The sequence below is a fragment of the Mesorhizobium sp. M7A.F.Ca.CA.004.04.2.1 genome, assembly GCF_004022825.1.
Lineage (GTDB): Bacteria > Pseudomonadota > Alphaproteobacteria > Rhizobiales > Rhizobiaceae > Mesorhizobium.
This window is the reverse complement of sequence record NZ_RZPH01000069.1, coordinates 1-11,438: the sequence shown is the minus strand read 5'-3', so window position 1 is coordinate 11,438 and position 11,438 is coordinate 1. Positions and strand designations below refer to the sequence as shown.

Genomic DNA, 11,438 nt, shown 5'->3' with positions numbered 1-11,438 from the left:
TGAGGGGGAGAGGGCGGGCGGGCCAGAAGGGGTCGGCACGACCGGGCGCCGGCCACTGGAACGGCTAAAGCGTTGCGTAGGTCTCGCCATCAACTCCGCCGTAGACGCCAATATCGAAGTCCCGCACACCATCATTCTCGAACCCCGACAGCGCCGCGTGTTCAGCAAAAACTTCCGCCGGCGTCGCATAGGAAAACGCCTCGCCGAACCCCATCCGCTTGCCCACCTCGGCGACGATCCGCCAGTCGGGCAGCACCTCGCCGGGCAGCTCCAAAAACGCGCGCTGGCGCGACACCCGGCGCTCTGAATTGGTGACGGTGCCGTCCTTCTCGCCCCAGGCGGCGGCGGGCAGCCGGACATGGGCATGGCGGACGGTGTCGGTCCGGGCCAGCACGTCCGACACCACCACGAAAGGGCACGCCTTGATCGCCGCTTCGACGGCATCGGCGTCCGGCATCGAATCGACCGGGTTGGTGGCCATGATCCACAGCGCCTTGATGCGCCCGTCGGCCAGCGCCTGGAACATCTCGACTGCCTTCAGGCCGGGCTTTCCGGCAATGGCCGGCGCGTTCCAGAAGCGCTGCACACGGTCGCGATGGTCGGGGTTTTCGATCTCCATATGGGCGGCGAGCATATTGGCCATGCCGCCGACCTCGCGGCCGCCCATGGCGTTGGGCTGGCCCGTCACCGAAAACGGCCCTGCTCCGGGTTTGCCGATGCGGCCGGTGGCGAGATGGCAGTTGATGATGGCGTTGACCTTGTCGGTGCCGGATGACGACTGGTTCACACCCTGGCTGTAAACCGTCACCGTTTTCGCCGTCGCCGCAAACAGGCTGTAGAAACGGCCAAGCTCGTCCTCGCTCAGGCCGGTGGCGGCGGCGACGCCGGCCAGGTCGAGCGCGGAGGCCGCGAAAAGCGCTTGCCCGAAGCCGGTCGTGTGCGTCGTGATGTAGGCGCGGTCGAGCGCATTGTGCTGGCCGAGATAAGCGAGCAGGCCCGTGAACAAAGCGACGTCGCCATCGGGCGCGATCGCCAGATGCATATCGGCGATGTCAGCGGTCATGGTGCGACGCGGGTCGACCAGGACGATCTTCATCTCCGGCCGCTTTTCCCGGGCAGCCGCGATGCGCTGGTAGAGCACCGGATGGCACCAGGCGAGGTTGGAGCCGACCAGCACGATCAGGTCGGCCAGTTCCAGATCCTCGTAGGTTCCTGGCACGGTGTCGGAGCCGAAAGCGCGGCGGTGGCCGGCGACCGAGGAGGCCATGCACAGGCGCGAATTGGTGTCGATGTTGGCCGAGCCGACAAAACCCTTCATCAGTTTGTTGGCGACATAATAGTCCTCGGTCAGCAACTGGCCGGAGACATAGAAGGCGACCGCATCGGGCCCATGGTGGGCGATGGTCTGCGAGAAGGTCGAAGCGACCAGGTCGAGCGCCTCGTCCCAGCCGGCGCGGCGACCATGGATCTCCGGATGAAGCAGCCTGCCGCCGAGATCGATGGTCTCGGCCAGTGCCGAGCCCTTGGAGCAGAGCCGACCGAAATTGGCCGGATGGTTGGGGTCGCCGCGCACGGACACCTGCCCGTCCGCGGCGACCTTCGCCAGCACGCCGCAGCCCACCCCGCAATAGGGGCAGGTGGTCCTCACCTCGCGCGCTTCCTCAATCTCCATGGTTCAGGCCGCGCGGCTGGCCAGCGCTTCCAGCGCGATGAACAGACGTTCGCCTTCGACCCGCACCGGAATGGTGCGCACCGCGCCCTCGTCGGCGCCGAGCGCTTTGCCCGTCTCCAGCGAAATCACCCAGTTGTGCAAGGGACAGGTCACCGCCGCACCGTGCACGATGCCCTGGCTGAGCGGTCCACCCTTGTGCGGGCAATGGTCGTCGATGGCATAGACCTGATCATCGGCGGTGCGGAAGACGGCGATCTTGCCTTCCGGGGTGGCGACGCAGCGCGCGCCGCGGCGGGGGATGTCGGCGATAGAGCCGATGGCGATCCAGTTCATGATTGTCACTCCGCCGCCTGCGCAAACCCGACCGAGGCCATCGGCCGGAATTCGTGCTTGTCCTTGCCGGAAACGCGTTCCGACCACGGATCGACCTGGGCGAATTTCTGGCTGAAGACGAAGCGGTCGTAATAAGCCTTGCGCTTCTCGCCATCGTCCATGATCTGACGCTTGATCTCGGGGATGCCGATGCGTTTGGCCCATTTGTAGATGCGCTCGAGATAGCGACCCTGCTCGCGATACATCTGCGTCAGCGCCACGATATGCTCCAGCGCCTCATCCTCGGTCTTGACCAGGCCCAGCACCTCGGTGCCCTTGATGTCGAGGCCGGCCGCGCCGGCGAAATGGATCTCGTAGCCGGAGTCGACGCAGATCACGCCGACATCCTTGCAGGTCGCCTCGGCACAGTTGCGCGGACAGCCCGACACCGCCATCTTGACCTTGGCCGGCGTCCACGAGCCCCACATGAATTTTTCGATGCGGACGCCAAACCCTGTCGAATCCTGCGTGCCGAAGCGGCACCAGTCCGAGCCGACGCAGGTCTTCACCGTGCGCAACCCCTTGGCATAGGCGTGGCCGGAGACGAAGCCGGCCTGACCGAGATCGGCCCATACCGCCGGCAGGTCCTCCTTGCGGATGCCGAGCATGTCGATGCGCTGGCCGCCGGTGACCTTGACCATCGGGATTTCGAACTTGTCGACGACGTCGGCGATGGCGCGCAGCTCCGCCGCGTTGGTGACGCCGCCCCACATGCGCGGCACCACCGAATAGGTGCCGTCCTTCTGGATGTTGGCGTGGACGCGCTCGTTGATGAAGCGCGACTGGTAGTCGTCGGCGTACTCGTCCGGCCAGTCGCAGACGAGATAATAGTTGAGCGCCGGCCGGCATTTGGCGCAGCCGCAGGAGGTCGTCCACTCCAGTTCCTGCATGACGGCGGGAATGGTCTTCAGGCCCTTGGCGATGATCAGCCGGCGCACCTCGTCATGGCCGAGCGTCGTGCAGCCGCACATCGGCTGCACCGCCGCCGGATTGTATTTGTCGCCGATGGTCAGCACCATCAGCTTCTCGACCAGCCCGGTGCAGGAGCCGCAGGAGGCTGACGCCTTGGTGTGGGCACGCACGTCGTCGAGCGAGGTCAGGCCCTTCCCCGTAATCGCGCCAGTGATCTTTCCCTTGCAAACGCCGTTGCAGCCGCAGATTTCCGCATCATCCGGCAAGGCTGCAACGGCCGCCATAGGGTCCAGCGGGGCACCCCCCTGGTAGGACTGGCCGAAGATGAGCGTGTCGCGCATTTCGGAAATATCGGTCTGCTTCTTCTTGAGGTCGTTGAACCAGGCTCCATCAGCCGTCTCGCCATAGAGCACGGTACCGATGATGCGGTCGTCCTTCAGGACGAGGCGCTTGTAGACGCCGGCGGCCGCATCGCGCAGCACGATCTCCTGGCGGTCCTCGCCCTCGGCGAAGTCGCCGAGCGAGAACAGGTCGATGCCGGTGACCTTGAGCTTGGTCGGCGTGTCCATATGGACGAAGGCCGCCGCCTCGTTGCCGGCCAGCTGGCTGGCTGTGACCCGCGCCATCTCGTAGAGCGGTGCGACGAGGCCATAGACCTGGCCGTTGACCTCGGCACATTCGCCGAGCGCGTAGATGTCGGGATCGTTGCTGCGCATGCCGGCGTCGACGACGATGCCCCTGTTGACAGCGATGCCGGCCTGTTTCGCCAGCGCCGAATTCGGCCTGATGCCGACGGCCATCACCACAAGCGTTGCTGGGATAATGGTGCCGTCAGCAAGCTCCACCTGCCCGACCTTGCCGTTGCCTGTGATCGCCTGTGTGTTGGCCTTGGTGATCACCTTGATGCCGCGCTGCTCCACGGCACGCTGCAGCAGATAGCCGGCCGCGGGATCGAGTTGGCGCTCCATCAGCGTCGGCATGACATGCAGCACGGTGACGTCCATGCCTTGCGCGTTCAGCCCTGCTGCCGCCTCCAGCCCGAGCAGGCCGCCGCCGATGACCACCGCCTTGGCGCGCGACTGGGCGGCAAGCATCATCGCCTGGACGTCATCGAGGTCGCGATAGGTCAGCACGCCCGGCAGATCATGGCCCGGCACCGGAATGATGAACGGCACCGAACCGGTGGCGATGACGAGCTTGTCGTAAGGCTCGGTGACACCATGATCCGAAGTAACGGTCTTTGCCGTCCGGTCGATGGCAATGATCTTGTGGCCCTTGTAGAGGGTGATGTTGTTGGCGATGTACCAGCCGTCGCCGTGGATGATGATCTCCTCATAGGCTTTCTCGCCCGACAGAACCGGCGACAGCATGATGCGGTCGTAATTGACGCGCGGCTCGGCGTTGAAGATGGTGACGGTGTAGCGGCCCGGCGCCTGTTCCAGCAGGTGCTCGAGCATGCGCCCGGGGGCCATGCCGTTGCCGATGATGACAAGTCTTTCGCTCATGGTGCTACTCCGCGGCTTCGACGAAGCGGTGGCGTTCGTAGAGGAACTTCAGCACCGCCTCGCGGCAGCGCAGGAAAGTCCGGTCGGAAGAGAGTTCGACGCGCCGGCGCGGCCGCGCCAGCGGCACGGGAAGCACTTCGCCGATGGTTGCCGCCGGGCCATTGGTCATCATGACGATGCGGTCGGAAAGCAGCACCGCCTCGTCGACATCGTGGGTGATCATGATCGTCGTCGAGCCGAGCCTGGAGTGGATGTCCATCACCGCATCCTGCAGATGGGCGCGCGTCAGCGCATCGAGCGCGCCGAACGGCTCGTCGAGCAGCAGTATCTTCGGCTCCATGGCCAGCGCCCGGGCGATCCCGACGCGCTGCTTCTGCCGCCCGATATTTCTGCCGGGCGTTTATCCTTGGCATGCGCCATCTGCACGAGGTCGAGATTGCGCATGATCCAGTCATGCCGCTCGGCCTTGCTCTTCGAACGACCGAAGACCTTCGACACCGCCAGATTGATGTTTTCGTAGACGGTCAGCCACGGCAAAAGGCTGTGGTTCTGGAACACCACGGCGCGTTCCGGTCCGGGGCTGTCGACCTCCTTGTCCTCGAGCAGCACGGCGCCGGCGGACACCTTGGTCAGCCCGGCGATCAGATTGAGCAAGGTCGACTTGCCACAGCCGGAATGGCCGATGATGGAGACGAATTCGCCCTTGTCGATGGTCAGCCTGATGTCCTTCAATACCTCGCTGACCTGGGCACCACGCGTGAAGGATTTGTCGATATGGTCGAGTTTCAGATAGGCCGTCATCGCCCCTCTCCTCACTTTGCCGTTGTGCCGCGGGTGACGAAGGCGCCGACCGCCGCGACCAGACGGTCGAGGCAGAAGCCGGTGACGCCGATATAGGCGAGCGCGACGATGATGTCGGGCAGCCGCGACGAGTTCCACGCGTCCCAGATGAAGAAGCCGATGCCGACGCCGCCGGTCAGCATTTCGGCGGCGACGATGGCAAGCCAGGACAGGCCGATGCCGATCCTCAGGCCGGTAAAGATGTAAGGCGCGGCGGCCGGCACCATGATCTTCACGAAGAACTCGAACTGGTTGAGCCGCAGGATGCGCGAGACGTTGCGATAATCCTCTGGGATGTTACGCACGCCGACCGCGGTGTTGATGATGATTGGCCAGATCGACGTGATGAAGATGACGAAGATCGCCGACGGGCTGGAATCGCGGAACGCCGCCAGCGACAGAGGCAGCCAGGCCAGCGGCGGCACCGTGCGCAGGATCTGGAACACCGGGTCGAGGCCGCGCATCGCCCAGATCGACTGGCCGACCAGCGCGCCGAGCGCGACGCCGACCACCGCCGCCAGGCCGAAGCCGATGGCAACACGCTGCAGCGAGATTAGCACGCGCCATGCCAGACCGATATCCTGCGGGCCATTGTCGAAGAACGGATGCGCGATCAAATCGTAGGCCTCGTTCCACACCTGGGTCGGCGGCGGCAGGCTTGATGTCGGCGACGAACAGGCGATCTGCCAGACGACCAACATCAGCGCGATGACGATGATGGGCGGCACCAGCGCGCTCGCCAGTTTGCCGGCGATGGCGAGCGGCTCGAAGCGACGCCGTGCCTTGGCAGTGAAGGCGATGACCTCCGCCGGCTTGGCAGGAAAGGCCTTCACCTTGGTGTCCTCGATAGTCTGCATCGACATGTCTGGGGAAAACTCCGTGGGGCAGATAATTCGAGCGACAAACGGCGCAATGCGCCGTTTGCGCAGGGGTTCAGGCCGATGCCTTGATCTTCAGGCTATCGAGATAGGCGGACGGGTTGGCCGGATCGAAGATCTTGCCGTCGAAGAAGGTCTCGACGCCGCGCGACGACGACGCCGGAACGTCGGCAGCCGCAACGCCGAGATCCTTGGCCGCTTCGCGCCACAAATCCTCGCGGTTGACCTGATCGACCAGCGCCTTGATGTCGGTGGTCGGCGCGAACTTGCCCCAGCGGATGTTCTCGGCGAGGAACCACGTGTCGTGGCTCTTGAAAGGATAGGAGACGCCGCCCTTCCAGAACTTCATGGAGAGATCGGTGCCGTTGGCGACGCGGCCATTGCCGTAGTTGATGTCGCCCTTGAGGCGGCCGATGATGTCGGCGACGGGCACGTTCATCCATTGCCGCTTGCCGATGATGGCGGCCATCTCGTCCTTGTTCTCAGCGGCCTCGCACCATTGCTGGGCTTCCATGACGGCCATCAGGATCGCCTTGGTGGCGTTCGGGTATTTCTCGATGAATTCGGCACGCAGGCCGAGCGCCTTTTCCGGATGGCCCTTCCACAATTCGCCCGTCGTGGCGGCGGTGAAGCCGACGCCCTGATGGACGAGCTGCTCGTTCCACGGTTCGCCGACGCAGAACACGTCCATGTTGCCGACCTTCATGTTGGCCACCATCTGCGGCGGCGGCACGACGATGGTCGAGACGTCCTTGTCGGGATCGATGCCACCGGCCGCCAGCCAGTAGCGCAGCCACAAATCATGCGTGCCGCCCGGGAAGGTCATGGCGGCCTTGATTTCCTTACCGGCCGCCTTCTTGGCGGCAAAAGCATCTTTCAGCTTCGAGGCGTCGAGACCGACACCGGTGCCGGCATATTCCTGGGCGACCGAAATGCCTTGGCAGTCGTAGTTGAGCCGCGCCACGATCGCCATCGGCATCGGCTGGTTGTTCTGCGTCACCTTGCCCGTGTGCATGAGGTAAGGCAGCGGCGTCAGGATATGGGCGCCGTCGATGCCGTTGGCCGCGCCGCCGAGCATCAGATTGTCGCGTGTCGCACCCCAGGAGGCCTGCTTGAGCACCTCGACATCGGGCATGCCGAACTTGGCGAACAGCCCCTTCTCCTTGGCGATCATCAGCGGTGCCGCATCGGTGAGGGCAATGAAGCCGAGCTTGGCGCCGGTGACCTCCGGAGTGGCGGTCGCAGCATAGGCGCCGGAAGGGAAGAGCTTGCGGGCCGCCACGAACAGGCCGGCCGTCATCGCGCTGCTGACGAGAAAATCGCGGCGCGTCATGTCCTTGAGGGTCGTTCCAGTCCTGATCCGTTTCGTCATCGTCGTCTCCGGTTGGGCGCGGCTTGGGATCCGCGTCGTCGATTGCGTGTTGATCAAAACAAAAAAGCCGCCAGCCAGGTCTTCGCGTCCGGGTGACCGGGAGCGCGCATTAACCTGAGCGGCAGCTTTGCCTGTGGCGCCCGTCATTGGACGCCTGTTCCGTGACCCGCGAAGGGCCTGTCTATTTCAAAGCAGGAACCGTGCCAGTTTTGAGAGAGGTGAAAAAGATCAATTAAATCAGCAACCCGCGCCGATCGCGGACGCACCGGGTCGTATGGCCGGAAGGCCAAAGATTGTTCATTCGGGCAATCGCGCGCACAATTTTTGTGCAATGCACAAGAATGACGCGGAAATGATCAGGCTTCCGCGCGAGCCGATTTCTGGCCGGTAATGTAGGCGTCGACCTCGTCCGGATCGAAGATCTGGCCGTCGAAGAAACCGTCCGGACCGAGCACAAGGCCGGCGCCTGTCGCGCCGACCGCGGTGGCAACTTGGAGCGCACCCTCGACTTTCGAATTGGCGCCGGGAAGCGCCACACCAAGCGGCTTCAGAGCCGAACGGTAGAGGTCGGGCCGGTAGCAGTTGCGGGCGATGGCAAGGTTTTCCGGCGTGTGCGCCACGTGCCCCCAGCGCACCATCTGCGTGTAGAACCACAGCGCATGGCTCTTCCATGGAAAGTTCGCTGCCTTGTCGAACGGGAGGAAGAAGTCGTCGATGGTCCGCTCCGCGCCGCCGCCCAGTCGGAGATGACCGGTCAGGATCGGCATCTGCACGGCCGGCGGCAGACCGAGAAAGCCGGCCTGCGCCATCACAGCTGCCAATTCGCCACGGTTGGCCGGATCCTGGCACCAGCGCGCCGAGTGATGCAGCGCACGCAGCAGCGCCGCCAGTGCCTCGGGGTTTTCGTCTGCCCACGCCTTGCGTACGCCGATTACCTTCTCCGGGCTGTTACGCCATATCCGCGCCTTGACGGTGACGATATGCCCGGTGCCGGCGGCAACCGCAGCACTGTTCCAGGGTTCGCCTGCGCAGTACCCGTCGATGCGGCCGGTGGCCAGCGCATCCGCCATGAAGGGCGGCGGCACGATGACGATCTCGATTTCGCGCGCCGGATCGATGCCGCAGGCGGCGAGCCAATAGCGCAATTCGTAATTGTGCCCGGAATGCGGATGCACCACGGCGAAGCGCAGCGGGTCGCCACCGGCCGCAGCGCGCTCGCGAATGAGCGCGCGCAACGCCGCACCGGCGCGCGCCGGATCAAGATCGGCTTCGGCGCCCTGCGCCACCATTCCGGCCCAGACGGTGTTGGAGACGGTGACGCAATTGCCGCCGAGCCCGAGCGAGAACGGCACGATGGTTTCCGAAGCGAGTGGCGTCAGCCCGAGATTGCAGGCGAGCGGCATCGGTCCCAGCATATGCGCGAGATGAAAGTGACCGATGGCGATGCGGTCGCGGATGTTGGCCCAGGACGTCTCGCGGTGTAGGGTGAGGTCGATGCCTTCTCGTGCGGCAAAGCCAAGCTCCCCGGCCGCGACCAGCACGGCGCTGTCGAAAAGCGGCATGAAACCGGCGGTGATCTGGTGCGCAGCAGTCATGCTCATTCGTCCTCCGGCGGCCCCAGCAGCCCGGCGGCAGTCACCAGGCTCTGGGCGATGTCGCCGATCTTGCGGTTCTGGTTCATCGCCGTCTTGCGCAGCAGCGTGTAGGCCGCCTCTTCGGAGAGGCCGCGCGACTTCATCAATATGCCCTTGGCACGATCGATCACCTTACGGCTCTCTAGCTCGCCGCGAACCTCTTCCAGTTCGCGCGCCATGCGCGAAAAAGCGTTGAAGCGGCTTACCGCCATGTCGAGGATCGGCTTGACGCGCTCTTGCCGCAGACCGTCGACGACATAGGCCGAAACGCCGGCATCGACCGCCGCCTCGATCGAGGCCTGATCGGAGCGGTCGACGAACATGGCGATCGGCCGTTTCACGGCGCGCGACAGCTGGAACATGTTTTCCAGCATGTCGCGGTTCGGATTCTCGAGATCGATGACGATGACATCGGGCTCGATCTCGGCGATCCGCCGCGCAATGCCGGTCACGTCATGGATGACGGTGACTCGCTCATGGCCGGCCTCGCGCAATCCCGCCTCGATGATCGCGGCGCGGATGCGGTTTTCATCGATCACCAGGACGGCGAGTGCGGTTCGAACCATGCCTGCATTGTGACCAAGCGAAGGAATTGTGCAATGCAGTATGGTTGAACAACCCGATATTCGCTGACCGGGCCGCCGGCGTCTAATCCGCCGCCAACGCCGTGACCTCGCGGCGGAAGGGCAGTGCGTCGCCGATATCGGCTTCGTCCAGCTCGCGGGCGAAACGGTGGCCGGCGTAGGTTGCCCAGGCGATCGGACCCGGCGCCCCGGCATCGCCGATGATTTTGATCGAGCGGATGCCGCTATCGGCCCATTGATCTCGCCTCGCCTTCAGTTCGCACCAGACGCCATCGTCCTGTTGGCGCGACGTCACGAGCACGACGGCGTCCGCGGCGAAGTCGCGTTGGCTGCCCGTATAGGCGCACGCAGTGGCACCCCCACCCGCCACGATGCGGGTCACAGTCCGATTCAGCACGATCTCGACGCCGAGTTCGGCCAGCCGGCGATGGATGGCGCCCTGCTCCAGCGTGTTGCGGGTCCAGTCGGACACATAGGCCGACGGCGTCACCAGCGTCACCTTCGCACCCTGCCGCGCCATCAGCTCGGCCAGGACACCGCCCATGTAATAGTGATCGTCGTCGAACAGCACGACAGTGCCGGTCGGTATATTGCCGCCCATCAAATCGTCCGGCGTGTAGACCGGCATGGCCGGGTCCACCGGCATCGGCACGACATGCGCGCGCGCCACGCCATCGCGGCGCCATGTCGAGCCGGTGGCGACGGCAATGTTCTGGAAGCCGAAGGCGAGGATTTCCTCGGCCGACAGCCGGCTTTCGAAATAGACGTCGACATTGGACATCTGGCTGATCTGGTACTGGCGATAGTCGCGCACACGCCCCCATGCCGAGAGACCGGGCAAGCGGCACTCGCGCGCCACGCGGCCGCCGAGTTCGGTTCCCGCTTCGGCGATGGCCACCTGGTAGCCGCGCAGGCCGAGTGCACGCGCCGCTTCCAGCCCGGCCGGGCCGGCGCCGACGATCAGCACGCTGTCGCTGTCGCCCTTGGCCTGCATCCGTTCGGGATGCCAGCCCTTGCGCCACTCCTCCATGAAGGTCGGGTTCTGCGTGCAACGAGAGATCGACATGGTCATGTCGCCGGTGATGCAGATGTTGCAGCCGATGCATTCGCGAATGTCCTCGATCCGCCCCTCCTCCACCTTCTTCGGCAGGAAGGGATCGGCAATCGACGGCCGCGCGCAGCCAATGAAGTCCAGCGTGCCGGACTTGATCATCTTCACCATCACATCCGGCGAGGTGAAGCGACCGACGCCGACGACCGGCTTCGAGGTCAGCATCTTGATGCCGGACACCAGGCTCTCCTGCGCGCCCTCCTCCTTGAACCGCGACGGCCCCGAACAGTCCTCCCAGGCGCCATGCGCCAGGTCCCAGAGGTCTGGCAGGTCGGCATGCATCTCGATCATGTCGCGCACTTCGGAGTTGCCGAAGCCAAGCTCGCCGATCATCTCGTCCAGCGACAGCCGCAGCGTTAGGCCGCACGTGTCGCCGATGGCGTTCCTGCCCTCTTCGATCAGCTCACGCATCAGCCGCGAGCGGTTTTCCAGCGAGCCGCCATATTCGTCGCTGCGCTGGTTCGTGGCGGTGGACAGGAAGTGCTGGATGATGCCGAAGCCATGCGCGCCGTAGAGGCAGACCAGGTCGAAGCCCGCAAGCCTGGCACGCTTGAATGC

At 64.7% G+C, this 11,438-nt stretch carries 8 protein-coding genes and 1 pseudogene; all 9 read right to left on the bottom strand.

The window, feature by feature from the left end:
• Positions 1 to 64: 64 nt before the first annotated feature.
• On the bottom strand, positions 65 to 1,672 hold the full coding sequence (locus tag EN893_RS05395) for a molybdopterin-dependent oxidoreductase (protein WP_245490801.1): 1,608 nt from the start codon (positions 1,670 to 1,672) through the stop codon (positions 65 to 67).
• A gap of 3 nt (positions 1,673 to 1,675) precedes the next feature.
• Positions 1,676 to 2,005, bottom strand: a complete 330-nt coding sequence (gene nirD / locus EN893_RS05390) for a nitrite reductase small subunit NirD (protein ID WP_127267123.1) — start codon at positions 2,003 to 2,005, stop codon at positions 1,676 to 1,678.
• Positions 2,006 to 2,010: 5 nt separating this feature from the next.
• Complete coding sequence (gene nirB / locus EN893_RS05385) at positions 2,011 to 4,461, bottom strand: nitrite reductase large subunit NirB (protein ID WP_127267122.1); 2,451 nt, start codon at positions 4,459 to 4,461, stop codon at positions 2,011 to 2,013.
• Between the two features lie 4 nt (positions 4,462 to 4,465).
• Positions 4,466 to 5,262 (bottom strand): annotated as a pseudogene (locus EN893_RS05380) (ABC transporter ATP-binding protein).
• Between the two features lie 11 nt (positions 5,263 to 5,273).
• A complete protein-coding gene (ntrB, locus tag EN893_RS05375) occupies positions 5,274 to 6,164 on the bottom strand; it encodes a nitrate ABC transporter permease (protein ID WP_127271809.1) in 891 nt (296 codons plus the stop codon).
• 70 nt (positions 6,165 to 6,234) lie between these two features.
• Positions 6,235 to 7,551, bottom strand: coding sequence for a CmpA/NrtA family ABC transporter substrate-binding protein (locus EN893_RS05370; RefSeq protein ID WP_127276282.1), 1,317 nt, complete (start codon positions 7,549 to 7,551; stop codon positions 6,235 to 6,237).
• Positions 7,552 to 7,907: 356 nt separating this feature from the next.
• Positions 7,908 to 9,146, bottom strand: coding sequence for a CmpA/NrtA family ABC transporter substrate-binding protein (locus EN893_RS05365; RefSeq protein WP_164748886.1), 1,239 nt, complete (start codon positions 9,144 to 9,146; stop codon positions 7,908 to 7,910).
• Positions 9,147 to 9,148: 2 nt separating this feature from the next.
• Complete coding sequence (locus tag EN893_RS05360; protein ID WP_127267110.1) at positions 9,149 to 9,751, bottom strand: ANTAR domain-containing response regulator; 603 nt, start codon at positions 9,749 to 9,751, stop codon at positions 9,149 to 9,151.
• Between the two features lie 82 nt (positions 9,752 to 9,833).
• The coding region (locus EN893_RS05355) for an NAD(P)-binding protein (RefSeq protein WP_128361440.1) at positions 9,834 to 11,438 on the bottom strand (1,605 nt) is incomplete at its 5' end.